The sequence below is a fragment of the Arthrobacter sp. NPDC058130 genome, from assembly GCF_042884475.1.
Taxonomy (GTDB): domain Bacteria; phylum Actinomycetota; class Actinomycetes; order Actinomycetales; family Micrococcaceae; genus Arthrobacter.
The window spans coordinates 702,915-728,608 of the sequence record NZ_JBHVTV010000001.1; the positions used below are offsets into that span (position 1 = coordinate 702,915).

The 25,694-nt window shown below is 68.0% G+C and carries 24 protein-coding genes and 1 pseudogene; 6 read left to right on the top strand and 19 right to left on the bottom strand.

The genetic code is table 11. The features are described from left to right. Positions 1 to 4: 4 nt before the first annotated feature. Positions 5 to 673 carry an alpha/beta fold hydrolase gene (locus ACFVTM_RS03320; RefSeq protein ID WP_390201931.1) on the bottom strand — a complete coding sequence of 223 codons (669 nt, stop codon included), beginning with the start codon at positions 671 to 673 and terminating at the stop codon, positions 5 to 7. 228 nt (positions 674 to 901) lie between these two features. Here ACFVTM_RS03320 and ACFVTM_RS03325 point away from each other — a divergent pair, with 228 nt between their 5' ends. The 4 genes from ACFVTM_RS03325 to ACFVTM_RS03340 are packed head-to-tail and all read left to right on the top strand — an operon-like array spanning position 902 to position 4,139. After that, positions 902 to 1,390, top strand: a complete 489-nt coding sequence (locus ACFVTM_RS03325) for a toxin-antitoxin system HicB family antitoxin (RefSeq protein ID WP_390201932.1) — start codon at positions 902 to 904, stop codon at positions 1,388 to 1,390. A 57-nt stretch (positions 1,391 to 1,447) separates the two neighbouring features. Further along, a complete protein-coding gene (locus ACFVTM_RS03330; protein WP_390201933.1) occupies positions 1,448 to 2,329 on the top strand; it encodes a DUF4097 domain-containing protein in 882 nt (293 codons plus the stop codon). Positions 2,330 to 2,361: 32 nt separating this feature from the next. Next, entirely contained in the window at positions 2,362 to 3,306 is a 945-nt protein-coding gene (locus ACFVTM_RS03335) for an ATP-binding cassette domain-containing protein (RefSeq protein WP_390201934.1), read from the top strand. After that, positions 3,303 to 4,139, top strand: coding sequence for an ABC transporter permease (locus ACFVTM_RS03340; protein ID WP_390201935.1), 837 nt, complete (start codon positions 3,303 to 3,305; stop codon positions 4,137 to 4,139). The genes ACFVTM_RS03335 and ACFVTM_RS03340 overlap by 4 nt, the downstream gene beginning before the upstream one ends. Before the next feature lie 87 nt (positions 4,140 to 4,226). On the opposite strand, the gene ACFVTM_RS03345 is transcribed toward ACFVTM_RS03340, so the two are convergent. The 16 genes and pseudogenes from ACFVTM_RS03345 to ACFVTM_RS03420 form a co-directional block, all read right to left on the bottom strand. Further along, a complete protein-coding gene (locus ACFVTM_RS03345; RefSeq protein WP_390201936.1) occupies positions 4,227 to 5,549 on the bottom strand; it encodes a nicotinate phosphoribosyltransferase in 1,323 nt (440 codons plus the stop codon). Positions 5,550 to 5,677: 128 nt separating this feature from the next. Further along, positions 5,678 to 6,412: a DsbA family oxidoreductase gene (locus ACFVTM_RS03350; protein ID WP_390201937.1), complete on the bottom strand. Its 735-nt coding sequence runs from the start codon at positions 6,410 to 6,412 to the stop codon at positions 5,678 to 5,680. A gap of 87 nt (positions 6,413 to 6,499) precedes the next feature. Then, complete coding sequence (locus ACFVTM_RS03355) at positions 6,500 to 7,036, bottom strand: GNAT family N-acetyltransferase (RefSeq protein WP_390201938.1); 537 nt, start codon at positions 7,034 to 7,036, stop codon at positions 6,500 to 6,502. Positions 7,037 to 7,065: 29 nt separating this feature from the next. Then, positions 7,066 to 7,428: a heme-binding protein gene (locus tag ACFVTM_RS03360; RefSeq protein WP_390201939.1), complete on the bottom strand. Its 363-nt coding sequence runs from the start codon at positions 7,426 to 7,428 to the stop codon at positions 7,066 to 7,068. A 117-nt stretch (positions 7,429 to 7,545) separates the two neighbouring features. Then, positions 7,546 to 8,574, bottom strand: a complete 1,029-nt coding sequence (locus ACFVTM_RS03365; protein WP_390201940.1) for a Gfo/Idh/MocA family protein — start codon at positions 8,572 to 8,574, stop codon at positions 7,546 to 7,548. Further along, positions 8,567 to 9,468: pseudogene (locus tag ACFVTM_RS03370) on the bottom strand (TolB family protein). Before ACFVTM_RS03370 ends, ACFVTM_RS03365 begins: the two are co-directional and overlap by 8 nt. Positions 9,469 to 9,470: 2 nt before the next feature. Further along, a complete protein-coding gene (locus tag ACFVTM_RS03375; protein ID WP_390201941.1) occupies positions 9,471 to 9,962 on the bottom strand; it encodes a family 16 glycoside hydrolase in 492 nt (163 codons plus the stop codon). A gap of 45 nt (positions 9,963 to 10,007) precedes the next feature. Beyond that, positions 10,008 to 11,003, bottom strand: a complete 996-nt coding sequence (locus tag ACFVTM_RS03380; RefSeq protein ID WP_390201942.1) for a sugar phosphate isomerase/epimerase family protein — start codon at positions 11,001 to 11,003, stop codon at positions 10,008 to 10,010. Position 11,004: 1 nt separating this feature from the next. Further along, complete coding sequence (locus ACFVTM_RS03385; RefSeq protein ID WP_390201943.1) at positions 11,005 to 12,222, bottom strand: Gfo/Idh/MocA family protein; 1,218 nt, start codon at positions 12,220 to 12,222, stop codon at positions 11,005 to 11,007. Between the two features lie 9 nt (positions 12,223 to 12,231). Further along, positions 12,232 to 13,350: a Gfo/Idh/MocA family protein gene (locus ACFVTM_RS03390; protein ID WP_390201944.1), complete on the bottom strand. Its 1,119-nt coding sequence runs from the start codon at positions 13,348 to 13,350 to the stop codon at positions 12,232 to 12,234. Continuing rightward, positions 13,347 to 14,096: a sugar phosphate isomerase/epimerase family protein gene (locus tag ACFVTM_RS03395; protein ID WP_390201945.1), complete on the bottom strand. Its 750-nt coding sequence runs from the start codon at positions 14,094 to 14,096 to the stop codon at positions 13,347 to 13,349. The genes ACFVTM_RS03390 and ACFVTM_RS03395 overlap by 4 nt, the downstream gene beginning before the upstream one ends. 88 nt (positions 14,097 to 14,184) lie before the next feature. Beyond that, positions 14,185 to 15,078: a carbohydrate ABC transporter permease gene (locus ACFVTM_RS03400; protein WP_390201946.1), complete on the bottom strand. Its 894-nt coding sequence runs from the start codon at positions 15,076 to 15,078 to the stop codon at positions 14,185 to 14,187. Beyond that, the gene (locus tag ACFVTM_RS03405) at positions 15,078 to 16,037 is read right to left on the bottom strand and encodes a carbohydrate ABC transporter permease (RefSeq protein WP_390201947.1); all 960 of its coding nucleotides are present in this window, start codon (positions 16,035 to 16,037) and stop codon (positions 15,078 to 15,080) included. The genes ACFVTM_RS03400 and ACFVTM_RS03405 overlap by 1 nt, the downstream gene beginning before the upstream one ends. Before the next feature lie 11 nt (positions 16,038 to 16,048). Further along, positions 16,049 to 17,371: an ABC transporter substrate-binding protein gene (locus ACFVTM_RS03410; protein WP_390201948.1), complete on the bottom strand. Its 1,323-nt coding sequence runs from the start codon at positions 17,369 to 17,371 to the stop codon at positions 16,049 to 16,051. A 125-nt stretch (positions 17,372 to 17,496) separates the two neighbouring features. Continuing rightward, the gene (locus ACFVTM_RS03415) at positions 17,497 to 18,306 is read right to left on the bottom strand and encodes a hypothetical protein (RefSeq protein WP_390201949.1); all 810 of its coding nucleotides are present in this window, start codon (positions 18,304 to 18,306) and stop codon (positions 17,497 to 17,499) included. After that, positions 18,303 to 19,400 (bottom strand): Gfo/Idh/MocA family protein, encoded by a 1,098-nt coding sequence (locus tag ACFVTM_RS03420; protein ID WP_390201950.1) that lies wholly within the window; start codon positions 19,398 to 19,400, stop codon positions 18,303 to 18,305. Before ACFVTM_RS03420 ends, ACFVTM_RS03415 begins: the two co-directional genes overlap by 4 nt. 194 nt (positions 19,401 to 19,594) lie before the next feature. On the opposite strand from ACFVTM_RS03420, the gene ACFVTM_RS03425 reads away from it, so the two are divergent. Next, positions 19,595 to 20,806 (top strand): ROK family transcriptional regulator, encoded by a 1,212-nt coding sequence (locus ACFVTM_RS03425; RefSeq protein WP_390201951.1) that lies wholly within the window; start codon positions 19,595 to 19,597, stop codon positions 20,804 to 20,806. 140 nt (positions 20,807 to 20,946) lie between these two features. Continuing rightward, entirely contained in the window at positions 20,947 to 22,137 is a 1,191-nt protein-coding gene (locus tag ACFVTM_RS03430; protein WP_390201952.1) for a CynX/NimT family MFS transporter, read from the top strand. Between the two features lie 308 nt (positions 22,138 to 22,445). Here the strand turns inward: ACFVTM_RS03430 and aceB are convergent, their stop codons facing one another. Together aceB and aceA are read right to left on the bottom strand one after the other, a co-directional pair. Continuing rightward, positions 22,446 to 24,110 (bottom strand): malate synthase A, encoded by a 1,665-nt coding sequence (gene aceB / locus ACFVTM_RS03435; protein WP_390201953.1) that lies wholly within the window; start codon positions 24,108 to 24,110, stop codon positions 22,446 to 22,448. 159 nt (positions 24,111 to 24,269) lie between these two features. Continuing rightward, positions 24,270 to 25,613 carry an isocitrate lyase gene (aceA, locus tag ACFVTM_RS03440; protein ID WP_390201954.1) on the bottom strand — a complete coding sequence of 448 codons (1,344 nt, stop codon included), beginning with the start codon at positions 25,611 to 25,613 and terminating at the stop codon, positions 24,270 to 24,272. Positions 25,614 to 25,694 lie beyond the last annotated feature (81 nt).

Below are 25,694 nucleotides of genomic sequence, written 5' to 3' on the forward strand. Positions count from 1 at the left end.
ACGTTCAGCGGCGCAGCAGGTAATTGGCCACGCCGTCGGGGTCGGCCAGGGCGAGGAGGTGGCCGCCGGGCATGACGTCGGGCTCTATGCCGAGGCGCTCGCGGGCGATCCGGTGCTGGAAATCCAGTGGAAAAAACCGGTCTGTCTCCCCGGCAAGTACGCGGGTGGGAATCCCGGGCCAGTCCGTAAAGTCGCATACCGATTCGAAGACCGCGTTTGCTTCGGGGCGTTGATACGGTTCCCCTTCGGCTGCCACTTCCGCTGGAACGTCGTGCAGGAAGTATGTTTCCGTGTCGAACTCGGTGCTGTACCCATGGGCCTTCGCCGCGCTTTGCCGCGCTGCGGCCCAGCCGGTGTTGTCCCACCATGCGCCGGGGGTCTCGCCCGGTATGGGGATCATCGCATTCACTAGGACGAGGCCTCCGACGGAAGCCCTTTCGCACACGAGCGGGGCGGTGAAGCCACCCAGCGACTGGGCAACGAGGACCACGTCGGGGCGCCCGCCGATGGCTTCGAGAACCAGGCGGGCGTACTCGGGCAGCCCGGCGCTGTCATCGTCGCCGGGCAGATCGACCGCCAGAGCCTCATGGCCGGCCTGCTGAAGCAAAGGAATGACGCGGCTCCAGTACCAGGCTGCGCCGCCAGCTCCCGGTATCAGCACGAACGTGCTCACCGCAGCACCAGCCAAGCGCCGACGGCGGGACCGGGGTCCCGAACCAGCAGGCGGCGGCCGTTGGACCGATTTCGTATCAACGCGGATCTCATCTCCCCATTCTTACCCCGCCCGCATGGACACCGGCACCCCTGCAACCGGGCTCTTCGCACGCCCGAGACGCACGTTTCCCAACCGGTGACACCACAATTGCTTGACGTGACACCACCGTGGTGTCACTATGGTGACATGGAACTCGGACAATACGTCATCGACCTACAACGCCAGCTCGTGGATGCCGCGGAGAACGGCACGGAGGACACCCGCGCCGTCGCCGAGCGGCTCGCCGCCGGGCTCGATGCAGCGACGCGGCTCGTGCTGCTCGACGTCCTGTCGGCCGCGGCCGGCGAGATCACCCGCGACCTCGCCCCCGGATCGGTTGACATGCGGCTGCGCGGACGCGACGTCGAGTTCGTAGTTACCCAGCCGAACGGCGAGCCTGACAACGACGAGGGGCCCGCTGCAACCGTCGACCTCAACGACGTGAGCACCTCGCGCACCACGCTCCGCCTGCCGGACGCCCTCAAGGCGCGGGTGGACGAGGCGGCGGCGGCAGACGGCCTGTCCGTCAACACGTGGCTGGTCCGTGCGATTGCGGCCGCTGTCCAACCTAAGCAACGACGATCAGCGAAGCGCGCGCTGCACACCGGCGACAACTTCGCCGGCTGGGCGCGCTAACCCGCTCAGCCCTCCACCTTCACCAGTCACCACTCACGAACCACGCCGACCCGCGGGGTGGTACGAACACGCGCAAAGAGAGGTAGCTTCAGCATGCCCACCTACAACACCCCCGCCCCGATCGACCTCGCCATCAACCTGCAGGTCGGCGCGATCGACGTCTTCGCCAGCGACCGCGCCGACACGGTCGTGACCGTCTCGCCGACCAACCCCGAAAAGGCCGTCGACCGCCGAGGTGCCGAGCAGACCACGGTCGATTTTGACGGCCAGCGGATCACCATTGTGGGCCCACGGCCCCGCCTCAGCTGGATCGGCCCAACCGAGTCGGTCGACGTGAAGGTCGAACTGCCGGCGGGGTCGCGGCTCACCGCCGAAATCGCGGTCGGCGGCCTCCGCACCGTCGGACGCCTCGGCGCAACCCGCATCAAAAGCTCGATGGGTCGTGTGGACGTCGACACCACCGGCGACCTGTGGCTGCGCGCCTCGCACGGCAACGCGACCCTCGGTACCGCCGAGGGCGGGATCGAGATCACGGCCGACCACGGTCAGATCCGGGTCGGCACGGTCACCGGCGACGCGATCCTCAAGGCGTCGCATGGCACCATCATGGTCGGTGAGTCCGGCGGCGACCTCGACGCGAAGCTCTCCTACGGCGACCTCGAAATCACGAAGGCGCTCGCGTCCGTCGCGGCGAAGACCGCGTACGGAAGCATCCAGCTGGAAGAGGTCTCGAGTGGGTCTATCCAGGTCGAGAGCGGCTTCGGCCAGGTCACCATCGGCGTACGGCCCGGCGTCCCCGCCTGGCTCGACCTGTCCTCGAAAGAGGGGCACGTGCGCAACGAGCTCGCCGGCGACAGCGCTCCCGACGCGTCCATGCAGACCGTCGAAGTGCGTGCGCGCACCCAGCACGGCAACATCCACATCCAGCGCGCGCGGTGAATTCGCGCATCCAACGGAAGGGAACGAACCACATGAACACGCCAGCAATCGAAGTCCACGGACTGCGGAAGTCCTACGGCGGAAAAGTCGTGCTCGACGCCGTCGACCTCACCGTCAACGCGGGTACCGTCACCGCGCTGCTCGGCCCGAACGGCGCCGGCAAAACCACCACCGTGCACATCCTGTCCACGCTCGTGCGGCCCGACGGCGGCACGGCATTGGTCAACGGGTTCGACGTCGTGAACGACCACGGCGGCGTGCGCGCCGCGATCGGCCTCACCGGCCAGTTCTCCGCGGTGGACAAGCTCCTCACCGGCGAGGAGAACCTGCTGCTGATGGCGCGGCTGCGCCACCTCGGGTCGAAGCGCTCCAAGACCCGGGTGGCCGAGTTGTTCGAGCAGTTCGACCTCGTGGACGCCGCCCGCAAGCCGCTCGCCACCTACTCCGGCGGGATGCAGCGCCGCCTCGACCTCGCGATGACGCTCGTCGCCACACCGAGCGTGATCTTCCTCGACGAGCCGACCACGGGCCTGGACCCGCGCAGCCGCCACACCATGTGGGACATCGTGCGCAGCCTCGTCGCGGACGGCACCACCGTCCTGCTCACCACCCAGTACCTCGACGAAGCGGACGAACTCGCGGACCGCATCGCCGTGCTCGACGGCGGCCGCATCGTCGCCGATGGGACGCCCGACGAACTCAAACGCCTGGTGCCCGGCGGGCACATCCGGCTCCGGTTCGCGGACGCCGCGGCGCTCGACGCCGCCTCGCGGCTCCTCGACGGGTCCGCCCGCGACGACGCCGGGCTCGCGCTCGCCGTGCCGAGCGACGGCGGGGTGGGCGCGCTGCGGACCGTGCTGGACCGCCTCGATGCGGCCGACGTCGAGGTCGAGGACCTCAGCATCCACACCCCGGACCTCGATGACGTGTTCTTCGCGCTCACCGGCCGGGTCGACACGAAGGGAACCGAGTCATGACCACCATCACCGCCCAGCGCCAGGCCGCCCCCGGCACCAGCCGACGCTCGCACGTCGTCGCGGACTCTGTGACCATGCTGCACCGCAACCTGCTGCATATGGTGCGCTACCCGGGCCTGTCGGTGTTCACCATCATGGGGCCGGTGGTGCTCCTGCTGTTCTTCGTGTTCGTGTTCGGCGGCACGCTCGGGGCCGGCCTGCCCGGTGCGGATCCGGCCGGCGGCCGGGACGCCTATGTCGCGTACATCATGCCGGGCATCCTGCTGCTGACCATCGCCGGCAGCGCCGGCGGCACCGCGACGACGGTCGCGATGGACATGACCGAGGGCATCACGGCACGGTTCCGTACCATGGCGATCTCGCGGGCGGCGGTGCTCGCCGGGCACGTGCTCGGCAACACCATCCAGGCGATCATCGCCGTCGCGCTGGTGCTCGGCGTCGGGTTGCTGATCGGCTTCCGCCCGACGGCCGGGCTGATCGAGTGGATCGCCGCCGCCGGCCTGCTCGTGCTCATCGCGTACGCGATCAACTGGCTCGGGGTCGCCATGGGCATGCAGGCGAAGTCGGTGGAGACAGCCAGCAATTGGCCCCTCCTGCTGACCTTCCTCCCCTTTCTCGGCAGCGGGTTCGTGCCGACCGAGTCGATGCCGGAGTGGCTGCAGTGGTTCGCGCAGTACCAGCCGTTCACGCCGTTCGTTGAGACCATCCGCGGGCTGCTGCTCGGCACCCCGCTCGGCTGGAGCCCGGCCCTCGCGATCGGATGGTGCATCGTGATCGCGGTCGCCGGGTACGCCTGGTCGATGGCGATCTACGAGCGGAAGTCGGTGCGCTGAGCCCAGATGTCACCCGGTACAAGTCCCACCAGACGAAGAACGGGCGGTCGCGAGTCCATCGCGGCCGCCCGTTTTTCGTCTGCAGCCCTACTCGTAGATGGTGGGGATGGCCGGCTCGCCGGGTTGCAGCCGGTCCACCACGCGGGGCAGCTCAGCCATGGACGCCGTGTGACGCTCCCGCGCCCGCGCCACCGCGGCCGGCCCGGTCCAGCCGGGCAGGATTTCACCGTCCTTCATGAACTGCTGCAGGAGGGGGCGCCCTTTGCGGCCGTCGGCCGGCGGGTGGCCCACGCCGAGGACCTCGTGGGTGGCGACGCCGCGGTCATTCAGGCGGCGCACCGCGAACTTGCGCCCGCCCATGTTGATCTTGTCCTGGGACGTCTTCGCCACGGCAATGAGCTCGCCGGACTCATCGGCGCGGCCCACCAGTTTGTACACCATGCCGGCTGTCGGCGCCCCCGAACCGGTGACCAGCGCCGTGCCGATGCCGTAGGAATCGGCCGGGGCAGCCCGGAGCGCGGCGACGGAGAATTCGTCCAGGTCCGAGGTAACCACAATCCTGGTGTGCAAATTGCCCAGACTGTCCAGGAGCTCGCGGACCCAGCGCGCCTGGGCCACGAGGTCTCCGGAGTCCAGCCGGACGGCTCCGAGGTTGTTTCCGGCGAGGCCGACGGCGGTACGGACCGCCGTTTCGACGTCGTACGTGTCCACGAGCAGCGTGGTTCCGGGCCCCAGCGAGGCCAGCTGCGCCGCGAAGGCGTCCCGCTCGGAGTCATGGAGCAGGGTGAAGGAGTGGGCCGCCGTGCCGACAGTCCGGAGGCCGTAACGCCGCCCGGCTGCCAGGTTGGACGTCCCGGCGAAGCCTGCGATCACGGCCGCGCGCGCCGCCGCTGTGGCCGCTTCCTCGTGCGTGCGGCGGGACCCCATCTCCAGGCAGGGCCTGCCGCCGGCGGCGCTGATCATCCGGGACGCGGCCGAGGCGACGGCGCTGTCATGGTTCAGCACCGACAGGACGTAGGTCTCCAGGACGCAGGCCTCCGCGAAGGTCGATTCGATGACCAGGACGGGGGAGTGCGGGAAATACGCCTCGCCCTCCGGATAGCCCCAGATGTCGCCGGAGAACCGGAAGGCGGCAAGTTGCTCCAGCGTGGCCTCATGGACAACACCGGTGCCGGCGAGGAAATCGAGGTCGTCCGAGTCGAAGCGGAAATCCGCGATTCCCTCCAGGAGCCGGCCGGTGCCCGCCACGATCCCGTACCGGCGCCCGGCCGGCAGCCCGCGCGCAAAGGCCTGGAAGACGGACCGGCGGTGTGCCGTCCCGGACTGCAGAGCCGCTTGGAACATCGTCAGCTCATAGTGGTCGGTAAACAGGGAAGTCCGGCGTCCGCCCGGGCCGGCCGATGTGTCCATGATTCACTCTAGGCCGGGAACTCTATGAGGGCCGCGAGTTCGCCGGAAACCTGCGGGATCGTCGGGAACTTCCGGCGAACTCGGACGTTTCCGGCGAATTCGACGGCAGCGGGCTCAGGCGGCGGGGCTTAGACGGGGCAGCCGTCGGGGCCGCAGGCGCTCGCATCCGCGGCACCGTCCGGGCCGCCGGCCTCCGCCGCCTCCGCGGCACCCACCATGACCAGCGGGTGGCTGTCCTGCCAGGCCTGCTCGAGGGCCGCGGTGAAGGTTTCCGCGGGCTGGGCGCCGGAGAGCCCGAACTTCCGGTCGATCACGAAGAACGGGACGCCGCTGATGCCCAGGGCGCGGGCCTCGGCGATGTCGTGCCGGACGGCGTCGGCGTAGCTGTCGGTGCTGAACAGTTCCGCCAGCTCGCCGGCGTCGAGCCCGAGATCCAGGCCCAGGGCGGTCAGGTAGTCCTGGCTGCCGATGTCCTTGCCGTGTTCGAAGTGGTCGCTGAGCAGGCGTTCCTTCGCGGTGTCCTGCTGGCCGTGGGCGGCGGCGAGGTGGATCAGCCGGTGGGCCGTGAAGCTGTTGGCCACCACGACGGCGTCGAACCGGTAGTTCAGCCCCTCGCCCTTGGCCTGGGCCGCCACGTGCTCGAACATCTGCGAGACCTGCGCCGGCGCCAGGCCCTTGCGTGTGCTCAGGTAGTCCAGTTCGGTGCCGTCGTGGTGATCCGGGAGTGTGGGGTCCAGCTGGTAGCTGCGCCACTGCACCTCCACGGAATCGCGGTGCGGGAAGGCCGCGAGGGCGGTTTCGAAACGGCGTTTGCCGATGTAGCACCAGGGACAGGCGACGTCGGACCAGATCTCAATCTTCATGTCGGCAACAACCCCGGCAGTGCAGGGTCCATTCCCCGGCGGCCTGTCGGCTTCGTCACTGCCTCTCACGGTCACTGCCTCTCACGTTCACGGTGCCACCCGGCGCTCCATCACGAAGTCGTGTTCCACGGTGGTGCCCAGCTGGAAGGACTTGGTGCCGACCTTGCGGAAGCCGGACTTCTCGTAGAACCGGATGGCCCGGGAGTTCTGGCTGTTCACGCCGAGCCAGAGTCCGCGGGCCCCGGCCTCCGCCGCCGAGCCGATACTGGCGTGCATCAGTTCGGCGGCGGCGCCGAGTCCGTGGTGGTCCGGGTGGACGTAGCACTTGCTGAGCTCGGTGCACGGCAGTTCGCTCAGGACCGCGGCCACGTCCGGGTCCCCGGTGGGGCGGGCCACCAGCAGGCTGTAGCCGCGGAGGTCGCCGCCGGCGTCAATCACCAGAATCGTTACAGCGGGATCGTCCAGATAGGCCCGGAAGTTGGTCTCGCTCAAGGTGTTGGCCACGTGTGCGGCGATGTCCTCTGGCCGGGATTCGGGCGGGCAGGCCAGCGGGAAGGTGACGGCCGCGAGGGCAGCCAGCCTGCCGGCGTCGTCCGCGGTTGCTGTCCGGATCTGGTGCGTCATGGCTAAAACCCTAGCCCGTCCCCGCACTCCTAAACGGCCTCTGTGGTGAGGTAGTCCCTGATGGACTCGATCACGAGCCGGTGGTCGTCGTCGGAGGATAGCCCGGATACCGTCACGGCGGCGACGACGCCGGCGTTCCGAACCCTGACGGGGTAGGAACCGCCTGCCAGCGTGTAGTCCGCCGGGGCCAGCCACCCGCCCTGCGTGGGGTCGTAGTCCTTGGACGCGAACTCCTCGGCGAGCAGGTCCGTGCTGCGTTCAAAGCGGAGCGTCGTGGCCGCCTTGTGGCGGATCCATTCCTCCTGGTCGGCGGTGGCTCCGGGCAGGACACAGCGGAAGAGAACCAGGTTGTGCCGCCGGATGTCGATGGCCACAGGATGGGCCGCGGCCATGGCCCGGGAGGCGATGAGCGAGCGGAGGCGCCAGACGTCGTGGTGGTCAAAGGCGGGGAAGACCGAGCTCGTCCTCGTGCTGCAGCAGTTCGGCGAGCCGGGTTGTTGCCGTGTCAGTCACGGGGTCCCTTCGGGTGCGGCGTCGGCGTCGTAGGAGAGGCCGATCTGGCGTCGGATCTCATCCATGGCGGCCATGACGGCCACGCTTTCGCGGGGCGGAAGGATGGTGCCGCCGGTTACGCCTTCCCTGACCAGTCGTTCCAGTTCGGCGGCCTGGTACTGCATGCCTCGGCTGTTGACAGGCTGCTCAAAGCGTTCAACAACGCTGCCATCCGCGGCATGGACTGTGAAGGGCGTGGGGTTGTACCAAGTGGATTCGATATCGATCCACCCGTCGGTCCCGATGACCATGGCCCGGTTGGCGCTGGCGGCGTCCAGTTCGCAGTCCACAATGGCCTGCTGACCGCCAACATATTCAAAGATGGCTGCAGTTTGCCGGTCTACGCCGGTAGCGGTCGTGGACGCACTGGCGCGAATGGTCTCCGGGGTGCCCAGGATGTCGAACGCAAAGGAGACCGGGTAGATGCCGAGGTCCAGCAGCGCTCCGCCGCCCAGTGCAGGATCGTTCAGCCGGTGGGCAGGGTCCTTGGGCAGGCTCTGGTTGTGGCTGGCGACCACCTTCCGGACCTCGCCGATGGTGCCTTCCTCGATGATGGCGCGGAGGCGGATCATGTGCGGGAGGAACCGCGACCACATGGCTTCCAGCGCCACGAGCCCTTTGGATTCCGCGGAGTCAACAATGTCCTGCGCTTCACGGGCGTTCATGGTGAACGACTTCTCCACCAGCACATGCTTGCCGGCATTCAACGCCAACAAGGCATTGGCGTGGTGGAACGGGTGCGGCGTGGCGATGTAGACCACGTCAACGTCCGGGTCGGCCACCAAGTCCTCATAGCTGCCGTGCGCGGTTGCCACACCGTACTCTTCAGCGAACGCCTTGCTCGAAGCCAGCGACCGGGAACCTACTGCCTGGACGGTGAAACCGTTCTCGTTCAGGTCCTGCGTTTGCAGCCCGGCGATGAAGCCGGTGCCGAGGATTCCCCAGCGGATCGTTCCGTCAGAGGTGCCGGTTGGTTGATTAGTCACGTGCTTGGTCCTTTGGTGTGTCGGTGTTGGCGAGAGGGTAGGCGACGTACGCGAAGCGCGCCGAGTCCGGGGACCAGCTGTTAACGTTGAGCGTTCCCTGCCCGCCGAACAGCGGCCAGGAGTGCAGCGGTGTGCTCCAGTCGCCGGTGGAGACAAGCACGACGTCGACCGGCAGGTCCGCGGGGTGGCCCAGCGTCCCGGCGGGGAACCGGATGTAACTTGCCAGCTGTCCGTCAGGAGAGAGATGGGGGAACCAGTCGACGGTTTCGCTCTCAACGAGGCGCTCGAAACCGCTCCCATCAACCTGCACGCGGGCAAGCTGGGCGTGGCCGGGAAGAGCGCTGAAGGACTCCGTGTTCAGGTAGAGCCACTTGCCGTCGGGCGAGTATTCCGGTCCGTCGCAATGGCCGGGACCGACATCGACGCCGGCGGTAGCGCCGCCGTCGGACGGTATGGTCCTGAGGCGGCCCGGCTGCGTAAAGTCGCCGGCCTCGATCCCCACATAGGCCAGTTCCCGGCCGTTCGGGCTGACGCCGTGCAGGAAGTGGAAGGAGCCGTCGTCGTCGGTGATCCGCTCTGCGGTGCCCCCACTCAAAGCTGCCCGGTAGATGTGGCCGTCGTTCGCCGAGAGGAAGATGCCGGTGCCGTCGGGCGCCAGGACATGGTCGTTGTTGAGGTCGGGATGCCGGTCAGCGGAACCTGGCTGATGGTCCGGCCGGGCAACTCAAACCGCCACAGCTTCCCGTCCCCGTTGAGGATGAGGGCCGAGCCGTCAAGGGTCCAGTTGGGCGCTTCGAGGAGGAACTCGTCGGTGCTGTAGACGAGTTCGGATTCGCCTGTGACGGAAGCTATCCAGACCTCGCAGCGCTGGCCGGGCTGAAGGGTGCGCAGCATGCTCAGAGCTCCTTGATCCGGATGTTCCGCCACCGACACTGCGCGCCCTTGCCCCAGCGGGCCTCGCCGAACATGGAGTCGTTGTCGTGGACTTCCAAGGCGATGTGCCCGCGCTCTCCGAGAACACCCAGGACATCCGCCGGGTTGTAGTTCGGCGACTCCAGCGTAGCGGTGTCCAGTTCGGCGATCTTGAGACCGTTGACCCAGGTGGTGATGACGGGCAGGGCCCCGACGCAGCGGATGCGCAGCTCGTTCCAGTCGTCCCAGCGCCACACGTTGAGGAAGTCCTCGACGTCGGCGGCGTGCTTCAGGCGGGCACGCTTTTCCGCCGTGACGGGTTCCACGGACGTTGCGGGGTCATCCGCAACCAGCCCGGCCGGACGGCCGTCCGCGTCGACGGCGACGTCGATCGCGAAGGGCACCGCCGAGAAGCTCGCCAATCCGTTGCCGAAGAACCCGCCGATACCGCCCGAGGGACGGTGGTCTACCAGCACCCGTCGCCGCCGTCGGGCGTTTCAATGCCTGACATGAACTAGTCCCTACTGTTTGAAGGCGGCGTCGAAGGAGGTGTTCGAGGCCGGGAAGTCGAACTTCTTGAGCGCGGCGAGGGCTTCGGGGGCGCCGTGGAGCCGGTCCATGCCGGCGTCTTCCCATTCGATGCTGATGGGGCCGTCGTAGCCGATCGCGGTCAGGGCGCGGAAGGACGATTCCCAGGGCACGTCGCCGCGTCCTGCGGAGACGAAGTCCCAGCCGCGGCGCGGGTCGCCCCAGGGCAGGTGCGAGCCCATGACGGTGTTCCGGCCGGTGGGCCGGAGCTTGGTGTCCTTGCAGTCCACGTGGTAGATCCGGTCCTTGAAGTCCCAGATGAAGGAGACCGGGTCGATGCCCTGCCACATGAAGTGGGACGGGTCCCAGTTCAGCCCGAACGCTTCGCGGTGGCCGATCGCCTCGAGCGTCCGGACGGTGGTCCAGTAGTCGTAGGCGATCTCGGAGGGGTGGACCTCGTGGGCGAAGCGGACGCCGTTTTCGTCGAAGACGTCCAGGATGGGGTTCCAGCGGTCGGCGAAGTCCTGGTAGCCGGCCTCGATGACCTTCTCCGGGACGGGCGGGAACATGGCGACGTACTGCCAGATGGAGGAGCCGGTGAAGCCGACCACGGTGTCCACGCCGAGGGCCTTGGCGAGCCGGGCGGTGTGTTTCATTTCCTCGGCGGCGCGGGTGCGGACGCCTTCGGGGTCCCCGTCGCCCCAGACCTTGGCCCCGACGATCGCCTCGTGCCGGAAATCGATCGGGTCATCGCACACCGCCTGGCCCTTGAGATGGTTGGAGATGGCCCAGACCTTGAGGTTGTACTTCTCCAGTACGGCGAGCTTGGACTCGACGTAGCCGGGCTCGTCCCAGCGCCAGGCGTCGAGGTGGTCGCCGGACACGGCGATTTCCAGGCCGTCGTAACCCCAACCGGAAGCCAACTTGGCGACTTCCTCGAAGGGCAGATCGGCCCACTGGCCGGTGAACAGGGTGTACGGGCGGGGCATGTCAGGGTCCTTCGGCAGGGGTCTGGGTGGCTGGGGTCTGGGTGGCAGGGGTGGACGGTGTGAGCTGGATGAGCGAGCTCTTGGCCGCGGCGCTCTCTTCCACGGCGGCGAGGATCCGCTGGACGGTCAGGCCGTCCTCGAACGACGGCGAGGGCTCGGTTCCGGTGCCCACCGCGGCCAGGAAGTCGCGGATCTCGTGCGTGAACGTGTGCTCCCAGCCGAGCACGTGGCCCTGCGGCCACCACGCATCAACGTAGGGGTGCTCGGGTTCGTTGACCAGGATCCGGCGGAAGCCCTGCTCGCGGACCGGCAGCGTAGCGTCGAGGAAGCCGAGCTCGTTCAGGTCCTCCAGATCGAACAGCAGGGCTCCCTTGTCGCCGTAGATCTCCAGCTTGAGCGAGTTCTTCTGCCCGGTGGCCACCCGGGAGACCTCCACCGAGGCGATGGCCCCGGAGGCGAGGGTCAGCGTGGCCCAGGCGGCGTCGTCGACCGTCACGTCCTCCAGCCCGGCAGCGCCGGGGCGCTGGGAGGTGAAGGTGTGCAGCCGGCCAGAAACCTCAGTGACCTGGTCTCCGAGGAGGAACAGCACCTGGTCGATCGCGTGCGAGGCGATGTCGCCCAGCGCCCCGGACCCGGCGGTTTCCTTGTTCAGCCGCCAGGTCATGGGCGAGTCCGGGTCCACGAGCCAGTCCTGCAGGTATGCGGCACGGACGTGCCGGACCGTGCCGAGCCGGCCTTCGGCGATCAGTTCCTTGGCCAGCGCCAGGGCCGGGACCCGGCGGTAGTTGAAGCCGATCATCGACTGCACGCCCTGGCTTTGGGCGGCACGGGCCGCCTCCGCCATGGCCTCGGCCTCGGCCAGGGTGTTGGCCAGCGGCTTTTCGACCAGGACGTGCTTGCCGGCGGCCAGGGCGGCGATGGCGATCTCTGCGTGCATCCAGCCCGGCGCGCAGATATCGATGATGTGGATGTCGTCGCGGGCGATCACCGCGCGCCAGTCCGTGGCGGACTCGGCCCAGCCGTACTTCCCTGCGGCCCCGGCCACCCCGTCGGGGTCGCGTCCGACCAGCACGCGCTGTTCGAAGGCCGGGACGTCGAAGTAGCTGGCAACATTCCGCCAGGCATTCGAGTGGGCCTTGCCCATGAACGCGTACCCGATCATCGCCACACCCAATGGCGAACCGGCGGGCTGGCCGGGAGTGGATTCGTGGGGGTTCATTGCCGGTTCCTAGAGTGTGGAGGCGGTCGGGTCCCAGTCCTCGGGGAGGGCTGCGGAGGCGGGCGCGGAGCTGTCGACGTCCACGAAGGTTCCCGATTCCACGGACTCGGAGATCGAGACCATGGTGTCCAGGACGTGGTAAGCGAGGTTGCCGGTGGCGCGGTGCGGGACGCCGGCGCGGATGGAGCGTGCCATGTCCAGCACGCCCATGCCGCGGCCCTGGCTGGGGCCGGTGGCCGGGATGACGGTCCAGTCCTCGTCCCCGGCGCGCCAGAGCCTGATGTCCCCGTCGAAGTAGTTCGGGTCCGGCAGCGAGATGGTGGCCTCGGTGCCGGTGATCTCCACGAAGCCCATCCGCTGCCGCGGCGACTCGAAGCTGAACACACTGTGCGAGGACGCACCGGACTCGAACTGGGCCATGGCGGACACATGCGTGGGGACCTCGACCGTGAATTCCTCCCCGGCCTTGGGCCCGGAACCGATGACCCGGACCTCTTTGGCCTTGGACCCGACGGCGGCGACCTTGCGGATGGAGCCGAAGGTCTGCACCAGGGCGGTGAGGTAGTACGGGCCCATGTCGAACAGCGGGCCGGCGCCGTACTGGAACAGGAACGCCGGGTTGGGGTGCCAGGATTCCGGGCCGGGGGTCTGGAACGTGGTCATGGCGGTCAGCGGGGTGCCGATGTCGCCGCGTTCGATCAGCCGCCGCGCGGTCTGCAGCCCGGCGCCCAGGAACGTGTCCGGGGCGCAGCCGAGCCGCAGCCCGGCGGCGTCGGCCGCTTTCAGCAAGCCAAGGCCCGATTCGCGGTCCAGCGAGAACGGCTTTTCCGTCCAGACGTGCTTGCCGGCGTTGACGGCGGCCGTGGCCACCTCCACGTGGGCCGCCGGGATGGTCAGGTTCACGATGATCTCGACGTCGGGGTGGTTCAGGGCGGCGTCCACGCCGCCCCATTCGGCGATCCCATACTCCTTGGCGCGCGCCTCGGCGGCGTCCTCGAAGAGGTCGGCGATGACGTGGACCTTGAGGTCGGGGAAGACCGTCAAGTTGTCCAGGTACTGCTTGCTGATGTTGCCGGCACCGATGACGGCGACGCCCACCGGGCCCTTCTTCGTGGAAGAGGTGCTCATGCCCGTGCTCCTTCGCTTGCTCCGGCGTTCAGGTACGCCAGGCTCTGGGCGACGCCGTTGAAGATGTCGCCGGAGTAGTCGTCGAATTCCACGACGCCGACTTCGAGGGACTGCGCGGCGTTGATGACGTCCCACACGGCGATCTGGCCCTGGCCGGCCGGCTGCTGCGCCTTGGTGTCGGTGGAGACGGGGCCGTCCTTGATGTGGATGAACTTCACGCGGTCGCCGAGGCGCTGCAGCAGCTGGACCGGGTCCTGGCCGCCGACGGCTGCCCAGTAGGTGTCCACTTCCAGGACCAGTTCGGGGTCCAGGAGTCCTTCGAAGTACTCCAGGGCGGTCTGGCCCTCGATGCTGGACTCCAGTTCCCAGGCGTGGTTGTGGTAGCCGACGCGGATGCCGTACCCGGCGCCCTTCTTGGCGGCGGCGTTGAGCTTCGCGGCGGTGGCCTGGATGTCCTCGGCGGACTGCCAGTGCTCGGCCGGGAGGTAGGGATCGATTACCGTGCTGATGCCAAGTTCCTTGGCGGCCGCGAAGATCTCGTCCTGGTCCTGGCTCAGCAGCGGGGCGTGGCCGGACGGGGCGGTCAGGCCGTTTTCCTTCAGGGCCGCGCCGAGCTCGGCGGCCGTGGCCACGAAGTTGTAGGGCTCGACCTGGGTGAAACCGAGATCGGCCACTTTCTTGATGGTGCCGGGCAGGTCTTCGGCGATGGCGTTGCGGAGGGTGTACAGCTGCAGTGAATAAGACACGGGATTCCTTTGCTGGGAGTCGGTTTCGGAAGTCTGGGGCCGGCCTTGGCGGCCGGCGTCGGGAGTGGATGAGGAGTGGGTATGGGGCCTAGCGGCCAGCGAGGGAGCCGCCGATGCCGCCGACGCTGAAGTACTTGTTCAGGGTGGCGAAGACGATGATGGGCGGGAGCATCATGATCACGGCCAGGGCCATGACCCCGGACCAGTCGGTCTGGTTCTGCTGGAAGAAGGACTGGACGCCCATGGGCAGGGTGAAGATTTCGTTGGAGCGCAGGAACACGATGGCCACGAGATAGTCGTTCCAGGCAAGCAGGAAGGCGAAGATCGCGGTGGAGAGCACGCCCGGGAGGGAGTTGCGCAGCACCACCTTGGTGAAGCTGCCAAAGACGGAGCAGCCGTCGATCCAGGAGGCCTCCTCGAGGCTGATCGGGATCGAGTCGAAGTAGGCGGCCATCATCCAGGTGGCCACCGTCATGGTGGAGCCCACATAAATGATCGTAAGGCCCATCAGGTTGTCCACCAGGCCCATGCCGGCGAACAAAATGAACAGCGGCACCACCGAGGTGATGATGGGCAGGGACTGCATGACGAACAGCAGCAGGGAGTAGCCGGAAACGGCCTTGGAGCGGCCGCGGGAAAGGACATAGCCGGCCGGGGCGGCCACGGCCACCGCGACCACCACCGTGCTGAGCGTGGTGATGAGGCTGTTCTGCAGCCAGGTGGCGGCCAGGGTTTTGGAGAACACGTTGCTGATGTTCTCGAACGTCAGGCCGGTGGCGGTGCTGTTCGGTCCGGGCGTGAAAGCGAGCAGGACTGTCACCATGATCGGCACGAGCACGACCGCGGTGATGGCCAGGATGGCGGTGAACCGCCACCAGCGGCCGCGCAGGCCGGCTTCGGAGAGGACACGGTTGGGCTTGCCGGTGCCGGTTACTCCGATGGCGGGTCCGGACTCGGGGTGGGCGTGGAGGACTGCGCTCATTATTCGACGCTCGACTTTCGGATCTGGCGGTACAGGATGACCGAGATCACCACCAGGGTAATGGTCATGAGGAAGGCGATCGCGACGCCCGGGCCGGTCTGGAAGTCCTGGAAGACCGTGCGGTAGGCCAAGACCACCAGGGAGGTGGTGGCGTCCACGGGGCCGCCGCCGGTGAGCAGGTAGATGGTGGGGAAATCGTTGACGCAGAAGATCGTCATGAGGATCCAGCTGATGTAGGTGGAGCGGGCGATCAGCGGCAAGGTGATCTGGCTGAACTGCTGGAAGCGGGTTGCGCCGTCCATGCTGGCGGCCTCGTACACGGTGGTGTCCACGGAGGCCAGGGCCGCCGAGGTCATCATCATCATGAAGGGGAAGCTCACCCAGACCTTGAAGACCATGACCGTGATCGCGGCGAGCGTCGGATCGGCGAGGAAGAGCGGGGTGCCCAGTCCGAGGTTGCGGAAGATGGACGGGATTAGGCTCTCCGGGGTGCCGACCAGCCAGTTCCAGGCGGTGGACGACACGACGATCGGCACCACCCAGGGCAGCAGGAGCAGGACCTTGAAGAGACCGCCCGCGGGGATCTTGGTGCGCAGCAGCAACGCCAGGCCCAGGCCGAGGAGCCAGGACCCGAAGACGCCCACGATCGTGAAGAGCAGGGTGAAGCGGGCCGCCTTCCAGAACGCCTCGGAGGCAAGGACTGTGGCGAAGTTTTCTAGGCCGACGAACGCGCCGGTGTCCAGCAGGGAGCCGTCGTGGGTGGCCTGGATGCCGGCGTAGACGAGCGGGTAGCCGTGGATCAGGACGAGCAAGACGACTGAGGGCAGCAGCAGCCAGAAGAACGTCTTGCGGGTCTGCGCGCTGAGCTTGCTCTTGCGGTTGACGGGCCTACCCGGCCCGCCGGGGGCGACGCCCCGGCTGGCCCGGCTCAGGCCGGTTTGGGCTGTGGTCAGTGCCATGGGAGAGCCGCTTACTTCTTCAGGACCGATTGCAGCCCGGACTGGAACGTCTGCAGGGCGGACTTGGCATCGGTCTTGCCGGTCAGGATGGTCTGGGTGAACTGGTTCAGGGCTTGGCCGCCGTCAAGGACGGCAAGATTGGCATTGAGAGTGTTGCCCTGGGAGGCGAACGTTTTCGCGATGGGCTGCCAGTCCTTGACGATCTTGACGTTGTTGGGGTCGGACGCAAACTCGGGAAGTTCAGTGATCGATTTGAAGACAGGCAGCGCAGACATGAGCTTCTGGCGCCACAGTTCCTTCAGCTGCCCCAGGTAGGCGACCAGGAAGGCCTCGGACGACGCCTGCGAGGGGGTGTTGGTGTACATCATGATGTTGTTCGGGAAGACAATCGTGGCCTTGTCGCCGTGCGGGCCGGTAATGGGGTCAGCGACAAGAAGGTCTCCCGAGGTGTCGCCGACGCGCTGCGGAACGTTGACTTGGAACAGGCCGAAGCCTGCCTTCTTGTCCTTCCACTGGGCGGACATGTTGTCGGTGGTGTAGCTGACCGCAGCGGGGTCCACGATGCCGTTGGAGACGAGTTCCAAGATGAACTCGATCGCCTCGACGTTGCGGTCGTTCATGACGTCCAGCTCGCCGTCCTTCGTGAACACCCCACCGCCGTTGTTCACCATCATCATGATCATCGAGTGGTTGCCGTAGTTGTTGCCTGCGCCGGACCCGGTTGTAAAGCCGAAGGCGCCGACCTTCTTCAGTGCCTTACCAGCCTCCAGCAGAGTCGGCCAGTCGGTGGGGAGTGCCACGCCAGCCTTCTCGAAGAGCGACTTCCGGTACCAGAACACGCGCATGTCCAGCTGCCAGGGGACGGCCACATAGCCCTTGTCCGACTTGAACGGCTCCAGTACACCGGGCAGGAAGTCGTCGTACATGCCGTTCTGCTTGAGCGTATCCACCACCTTGTCCGCGTAGGCGATCTGGCCCTGCTGCGCGAACTGGAAGGCCTGGAAGCCGCCGCCGGTGGATACTGCCGGTCCGGTCTTGGAGGCGATGGCCGAGGAGAACGTCTGGTAGAAGTTCGCCCACTGGATGGTCTGGTAGCTGGCCTTGAGGTTGCCGGAAGCTGGCGCGTAGCCCTCTGCGATCTTCTTGGCGGCGTCGTTGTAGGCCGGCGTGGCCCACGGCATGTCCCAGAACTTGACGACGCCGCTGGCGCCCGACTGGGAGGCGGAGCCGCCGCCGCACGCGGCGAGGAGTGGTGCGCTGGCCGCGGCTGCGGCGAAGCCCAGGAATCCCCGGCGGGAGAAAGCGGTGGAGGTAACAGAGGACTTGATCGTCACGATAATTTCCTTTCGTGGCCGGTCCGCGGCGTCGCGGTCCGGTCTTCTCGACAGTGAGTTGATGCGGAAGGTATTGCTGGCGGTGCAGTTAGTGCCGTTAGTGCTTTTGGTTGAAGTGGTGCGGGTTAGTCGTGGAGTTGCCCGACGAGCGCGGTCAGGGCGGCGAACTGGTCCAAATCGGCCTCCGCGGAGCCGGAGTCGACGGCGGCGCGGAGCCGCCTCCAGCTGTGGCGGTGGGAGGATTCGTAAATGGTGGGGAAGCTGGCGGCCCCGTCGGAAGTGACCGAGCGGACCTCAGCCGGCCAACCTGCGGAGGCGTCGGGCAGGGTGATGTCCGCCCGACCGGAGGAGGTCAGGATGGAAACGGTGGCCGTCGCCGGGACCGAGGACGTGGTGATCCCCTGCAGGGCGGCCGGTGCGCCGCCGGGGAGGCTGCCGATCACGGTGTAGCCGTTGGCGTTGCGCTGAATGACCCGCAGGCCGGCCAGTTCGACGCCGCAGGCCAGGACAGCCGCGAGATGCCGGGTGAGCAGGAGCTCCGGGTCGGTCCCCGGGGCGCCCCACGCCACGGAGTCCAGCAGTACGGCGTCCGCCAGGGCATCGGCCATGGCGGTCCGAACCGCGGCCCGGGACTGGGCAAGGGCGGGGTTTCCGGCCCACACCTGGTCAAGGACCACGGTGGTGCCCGCCTCGGCGGCAGCCGCGGCCAGCGCCGCCGTTTCTTCGGCCACGGGATCAACGACGACGACGCCGCGCACGCCGCTCCGGACGGCTGCGGTGACGCTGATGGTCCAGCCGGTGACGCCGGCGACCGCGACGACGTCGGGCTGGCCGTCCGCGGGGGCGAAGGAAACAGGCAGGGAAGCCACGACGGCGCCGACGGAACCGGCTTGTTCGGCGTCGGGGCCGGCGTGGACGAGAAGCGGGGTTGTCATGAGCGGGCCTCCTCGAAAGCGGCGTCGCCGGCATCGACGCGGGCGGCGGCGGCGTCGGCGATCGCGAGGGCGAATTCCAGGTCGTGGATCAGCGTCTCCGGCTCAGGGGCCGTTCCGGTGCCGCGGGCGATGTCGGCGAGTCTGCGCCATTCGCCCTCGTACCCGTTGTGGCCGAACGGCCCGAGGACGGTGGTGCCAGCAGCGGTCCGGATCCGGGCCGTGGCTGAGCCCGCGTGGACGTAAGAGGGCGTGAAGTCGATGGACAGCGATGCGTCGTCGCCGATGGCTTCGAAGGTCCAGGACGGCTCCCAGGTTCCGTTCATGGCGGCGCGCAGTTCGATGGCCACGGTTCCCGCCCGCAGGGAGATGACATAGCCGAACGGCAGGACGGTTTGGGCGTGCAGCACCTCGACGGACGCGAAATCCGGGACAAACCGGCGGACCAGCGGGAGGTCGTGGATGGCCAGGCCCATGACGCCGCCGGTCAGTTTGGCTTTCACTGCGGCATTATCGTCAGAAGGCGCGCCAGTGCTCGCGGGCGGCGGCGGGGGAGTGCGGCCTACGATCTCGGTCGCGAAGTCCTCGAACCGGGGGTTGGGCGGCAGGACGATCGAGGACCGGACAGTGTGGACCTGGTCCGGAAGGCCGCCCCAGGCGGCTTCCGCGGCCAGCCACCCCGGGTCGAAGGTGTGCATGGCGCCGACGACGATCGGCACCCCGGTTTCGGCGGACACGGCGGCGATGGCCGCGGCTTCCTCGCCGTTCATGGCGAAGGGCTTCTCACACAGGACGGCCTTCTTGCCGGCGCGGCAGGCTGCGATCACCTGGACCGCGTGGAACTGGTGGGGGCTGCAGATCGCGACGATCTCGACCCCGGGATCGGCCAGCAGCTCTTCCATGCTGGTACTGAAGCGTGCCCCGACCCGGGCGGCCACGGATTCCGCTACCGCCGGGTCGACGTCCATGATGTGGCGGACTTCCAGGATGTCCCGCAGCCGTGCGAGGGACGGCAGGTGGATCGCCTGCGTGACGGGGCCTGCGCCCAGGATCCCCACCCCGATGCGGCGGTTTGTGGCCTCTGTTTGTCTGGACAAGTGCAGTTACCTCTTCGTAAGCGGACTTTGGACAAGGGCAGATCGACGCCGGCGATTCCCGGCATCTATGGCGTTGATGTGGTGCACACCACAACTTATGGGTACTTTTGTCGAGCGTCAAGCAAAAGTTGAAGACTACGTTTCAAACTTTCTGCGGCGTGACATGCAGAAGACCTTCGTGCTATCACTTACTCATGCGTTCGCCCACCGGTACCGAGTCCGCAACCTTAGAGGCTGGCGGCAGCCTGTCCCGCGCCGGCGACCTCTTCCAACTTCTCCGCGACGGCAGGGCCCGGACCCGCGCGGAACTGGCCCTGACCACCGGGCTGGCCCGCTCCACCGTGGCGTCGCGCATCGACGCGCTGATGGTTTCTGGCCTCGTGGGCCCCGCCGGGGAGGCGAGCTCCAGCGGCGGCAGGCCGCCGTCGCGCTTTGCCTTCAACCCCGCCGCCCGGGTAGTCCTGGCGGTCGACGTCGGGGCCACGCACGTGATCATCGCCGTCACCGACCTCAACGGGAAGGTCCTCGCGGAACGCCGGCTGGCGCAAGATGTCGCGGAGGGCCCGGTGGTTGTGCTGGACCGTGTGCTCGAGGAAGGGCTGCGGCTGCTTGGCGAGGCCGGCCGGGGCACCGCGGAGCTGGCCGGCGCCGGCATCGGTCTCCCGGGTCCCGTGGAACACGCCACCGGCATGCCGGTGAAGCCGCCGATCATGCCCGGCTGGGACGGGTTCGACGTCGTCCGCCACGTCCAGCGGTCCCTCCCGGTTCCTGTACTGGTGGACAACGACGTGAATATCATGGCGCTCGGCGAACGCACGGCGCACTGGCCCGGGGACGACAACCTCCTGTTCATCAAGGTCGCCACGGGCATCGGGGCGGGCATCATCAGCAGCGGCGAGCTCCAGCGCGGGGCCAACGGAACCGCCGGCGACCTCGGCCACGTCCGGGTTCCGCGCGGCGATGACGTGCTGTGCCGCTGCGGCAACTACGGGTGCCTCGAAGCCCTGGCCTCCGGGCCCGCCGTCGCCAAGGCGCTGACGCAGCACGGCCTGCCGGCGCGCGACGGCGGCGACGTGCTGCGCCTCGTCGCGGAGGGAAACCTGCAGGCCATCCAGGCGCTGCGGCAGGCGGGCAGGGACCTCGGCGACGTCCTCTCCACGGTGGTGAACCTGCTGAACCCCTCGGTGATTGTGCTCGGCGGAAGCCTCGGCCAGGCCGGGGAACACCTCATGGCCGGCGTCCGCGAGGTGGTCTATCGGCGTTCGCTGCCCCTGGCCACGACGCATCTGCGGATCGGCCTGTCCCGGGCCGGAGACAAGGCCGCCATCCTCGGCGCCAGCCAGATGGTCACGCAGCACGTGCTCTCGCCCGCGGTCATCGAGGCGACGCTGCAGGCCACGGGCTAGGCCCGGCGGTCCCGGGAGCGGTGGTCCCGCGAGCCGTGGGCCCGCGAGCGTCACATTCGGCAGGTGCGGCGGGGGCCCGTGATAGCAATGGGACTGATGAAATCATATTTCTGCCCGCCGGCCGGGCGACGGCCCAATCCATGAGCGATCTGGGCCGGGCACCGCGCGGCTGGCTCCTTATGCTCGCCATCGGGCTCATCGCGCTGAACATGCGCGGACCCTTGGTGGCCGTGGCCCCGGTGGTCGCGCAACTCGAAGCCGATCTCGGGTTCACCCCGGTGGAGCTGGGATTCCTGACCGGGATCCCGGTCCTGTGCTTTGCCCTGGCGGCGCCGCTGGCCTCGCTGGCCGGGCGCAGGCTGGGCCCCGAGTTCGCCATCACCCTGACCCTGCTCGGCGTGCTCTTCGGCGTCGTGGTCCGCTCGGCCGGCGGCGGCGCCCTGGTCATGCTGGGCACCGTGATCCTCGGCGTCGCCATCACGATCGGCAACATCGTGGTCCCGCTGATCATCCGGAGGGACTTCACGCCGGCCCGGCAGGGCGCGGCGATGGGCACGTACACCGCGGCGCTGAATATCGGCTCGTTCCTGACCTCCATGGTGTCGGCGCCGCTCGCTGAGCTGCTGGGCTGGCGGCCCGCGATCGCCGCGAGCGGTCTCTTCGCGTTGTCGGCAATCGCGGTCTGGGTGATCGCCGTTGGCGGCCGGCGGGCCTTCACTCCAGCCGCCGTCCCCGCGGCGGACCCGGGGCGCCCGGCCGGCAAGCTCACGTCCCGGTGGATCACGGCGGCCCTGACCTTCGGATTCGCCGGGCAGGCCTTCTCCTACTACGGGGTGACCGCCTGGTTGCCGAGCCTGCTGGCGGACGAGCTCGGCATGGCGCCCGCGGCCGCCGGGGCAGGGTCCTCGCTTTTCCAGATCCTGGCCATTGTGGGCGGACTGGGCGTCCCGCTGGCGGCCCGTTTCGCCAGCACCACGGCGGTGGGCCTCGCCCTGGGACTGCTGTGGCTCACTGTCCCGCTGGGCCTGCTGCTCGCACCGGAGCTGTGGTGGCTCTGGTGTTCCTTCGGAGGTGTGGCCCAGGGCGGCGGCATCACGCTGATCTTTCTCGCCATCATCCGGCTGGCCCGCGACCAGGCCTCGGCGGCCCGGATGTCCGCCATTGTCCAGGGGACAGGGTATTCCTTCGGGGCAGTCGCGCCGACCCTCCTGGGCTACGTCCACGGGGTTTCCGGCGCCTGGACCGGCCCGCTGCTGATGATCCTGTGCTCCGTGGCCGCGTTCATCCTGGGCACTGCCCTGTCCCTGCGCAAGGTGCCGAAGCCGCACTAGGCATTTGGCCGCCCGGGCCCCGCTGCCCGGTCATGCCGGGGGCAGGCGGCGGTCACGCCGACGCCACAGATACCGAAAGCACAGGTACCGAAAGCACGGACAAGGCCCATGTTCGCGGAGAACATGGGCCTTATCTGTGGTCTCGACGCCGTTGTCGAGTACACGGGATCTTCCGTTGCTGGGCTGCCGCCCGGATCTCGGGGTGCCTGTTGCGAAGGGCGTGGCAGCCCAGCTAACGGAAATCGTTGCGGACCCACCCGGTCGCCCGGGGCCGTTGGGTCCTGCACGGGGGTTCCTAGGTCGGGGTCCTAGGCCGGGATGAGGGCGGCCGTCGCGCGGATGGCATCGGCGCCGTCGCGCGCTTCATGCAGGAAGCGGTCGTAGGCCGGCAGGGTCAGGAACGCCGGGAACTGGTTGCTGAGCGTGACTTCCTCGAAGATGTCCCGCGCGTCGGCGAAACGGTCCCCTTCGAAGCGCTCCAGCCTGGCGAATTCCTCGTCCAGCATGTCCTCCACCCACTCCCGGGTGACCACGTCGCCGTGGTCCGTGATGGCCCGGGAGAAGATCCACTGCCACAGCTGCGAGCGGGAGATCTCCGCGGTGGCGGCGTCCTCCATCAGGTTGTGGATCGCCACCGCGCCGTTGCCGCGCAGCCACGACTCGATGTAGCGGATCCCCACTTCGATGTTGTTCCGGATGCCCTGTTCGGTGATGGTCCCGGTGGTCGCCGAGATGTCCAGGAGGGCGCGGTCGTCCGGGGTGACGTCCTCGCGGAGGCGCTCCAGCTGGTTCGGGCGGTCGCCGAGGACGCCGTCGAACACCTCGCGGCAGACCGGCACCAGGTCCGGGTGCGCCACCCACGAGCCGTCGAAGCCGTCGCCGGCCTCCCGGGTCTTGTCGGCGCGGACCTTCTCGAAGGCAATGGCGTTGGCGTTCTGGTCTTTGCGGTTGGGAACGGCCGCGGCCATCCCGCCGATCGCCATGGCGCCGCGCTTGTGGCAGGCCCGGACGAGCTGTTCGGTGTAGGCCCGCATGAACGGCTGGGTCATGGTGACCTGGCCGCGGTCCGGCAGCACGAAGCGGGGGCCACGGGTGCGGAAGTTCTTGATCAGGGAGAAGATGTAGTCCCAGCGGCCGGCGTTCAGGCCCGCGGCGTGGTCGCGGAGTTCGTAGAGGATCTCCTCCATCTCGAATGCCGCGGTGATGGTCTCGATCAGGACAGTGGCGCGGATGGTGCCCTGCGGGATGCCGAGCAGGTCCTGGGCCAGGATGAAGATATCGTTCCACAGCCGGGCCTCGAGGTGGTTCTCGATCTTTGGCAGGTAGAAGTAGGGCCCCTTGCCCTGGGCGATCAGGCGGCGGGCGTTGTGGAAGAAGTGCAGGCCGAAGTCCACGATCCCGCCGGCGATGGGTTCGCCGTCAATGAGCATGTGCTTTTCCGGCAGGTGCCAGCCGCGGGGCCGGACCACGATTGTGGGCAGCTCTCCGGCCGGGCGCAGCTTGTATTCTTTGCCCTCGGGGGACGTGAAGTCGATCCTGCGTTCTAGCGCGTCCGTGAGGTTGAGTTGGCCCTGGATCACGTTGCGCCAGGAGGGGGTGGAGGAGTCCTCCATGTCGGCGAGCCAGACCTTGGCGCCGGAGTTCAGCGCGTTGATGGTCATCTTCTTGTCCACCGGACCGGTGATTTCCACCCGGCGGTCCTCCAGGCCCGGGGCCGGGGGTGCCACGCGCCAGTTCGGGTCGTTGCGCACGGACTCGGTGTCGCGCAGGAACCGCGGATCCTGGCCCTTGGTGATCTGGTGGCGGCGTTCCCGGCGTGCCTGCAGCAGCTCCTGCCGGCGCCCGGCCGTGGCCCGGTGCAGCTTGGCAACAAAGGCCAGCGCGTCCGGGGTCAGAACCTCGCTCTGCCGGCAAATCGGCTGCGCAGTCAGCGTGATCCCGTTGATGGTGAAGTTGTCAGTGAAGCTGTTCATGGGAGTTGCTCCTTGAAAGTCCGCCGTTGCCCTATCACTTTTGGTCCCCAAAGGCGGCCGATGAGGGCCAAAAGTGATAGAGCAAGGGGCGGGGAAAGGTGTGGGGCCACGGCCGCCGGGTTCCCTCGTGAGCTTGCGAGCGGAGGGGGCGGCTGGGGATTAGTGGAACTGGCCTTCTTCGGTGGATCCCACCAGGGCCAGGGTGGATGCGTTCGGGTTGAGCGCGGTGGCGATGTCGTCGAAGTAGCCCGTACCGACTTCGCGCTGGTGCTTGGTCGCGGTGTAGCCGCGGGACTCGGAGGCGAATTCCTTCTCCTGCAGCTCGACGTACGCGCTCATGCCTTCCCGGGCGTAGCCGTGGGCGAGGTCGAACATCGAGTAGTTCAGGGCGTGGAAGCCGGCCAAAGTGATGAACTGGAAGGTGAAGCCCATGGCGCCGAGTTCGCGCTGGAACTTCGCGATCGTGGCGTCGTCGAGGTGCTTGCGCCAGTTGAACGACGGCGAGCAGTTGTAGGAGAGCATCTGGTCCGGGAACTCGGCCTTGACGGATTCGGCGAACTTGCGGGCCAGCTCCAGGTCCGGAGTGCCGGTCTCCATCCAGATCAGGTCCGAGTAGGGGGCGTAGGCCTTGGCGCGGGCGATGCAGGGTTCGATCCCGTTGCGGACCTTGTAGAAGCCCTCCGGGGTGCGGACCGGCTGTCCGCCTTCGCGGAGGATGAATTCTTGGTCCCGCTCGTCGACGTCGGAGGTGATCAGGGTGGCTGCCTCGGCATCGGTGCGGGCGATGATGACCGACGGCGTGCCGGCGACGTCGGCGGCCAGGCGGGCCGCGTTCAGCGTCCGGACGTGCTGCTGGGTGGGGATCAGGACCTTGCCGCCGAGGTGGCCGCATTTCTTCTCCGAGGCGAGCTGGTCTTCCCAGTGCACGCCCGCGGCGCCGGCCTGGATCATGGACTTCATGAGCTCGTAGGCGTTCAGCGGGCCGCCGAAGCCGGCCTCGGCGTCGGCGACGATCGGGACCAGCCAGTCCTCGACCGTCTGGATGCCCTCGGAGAACTCGATCTGGTCCGCGCGGAGCAGCGCGTTGTTGATGCGGCGGACCACGGTGGGGACCGAGTTCGCCGGGTAGAGCGACTGGTCCGGGTAGGTGTGGCCGGAGTTGTTGGCGTCCGCGGCGACCTGCCAGCCGGAAAGGTAGATGGCGCGGAGGCCGGCCTTGACCTGCTGCACGGCCTGGTTGCCGGTCAGCGCGCCCAGGGCGTTGGTGTACTTGCCTTCGGTGTGCTCCTCGGTGAGCTGCTTCCACAGCTTTTCGGAGCCGCGGCGGGCCAGGGTGTGTTCCTCGGAGACGCGGCCGCGGAGGCGGACGACGTCGGAGGCCGAGTAGTCCCGAGTGACACCTTCCCAGCGCGGGTTGGCGGCCCACTCGAGCTCCAGTGCGGCGGCCTGCTGTGTTGTGTCCTGGCCGGACGGCTGCTGGGTGGGCTCAAATGCTGCAGTCATCGTTGTCTCCTTGGTGTGTCCGGGACTGGGGGTTCCGGGAGCGGTGCCTGCGTCGCTGCAGGTCCTGGCCGGTTGTTCCCG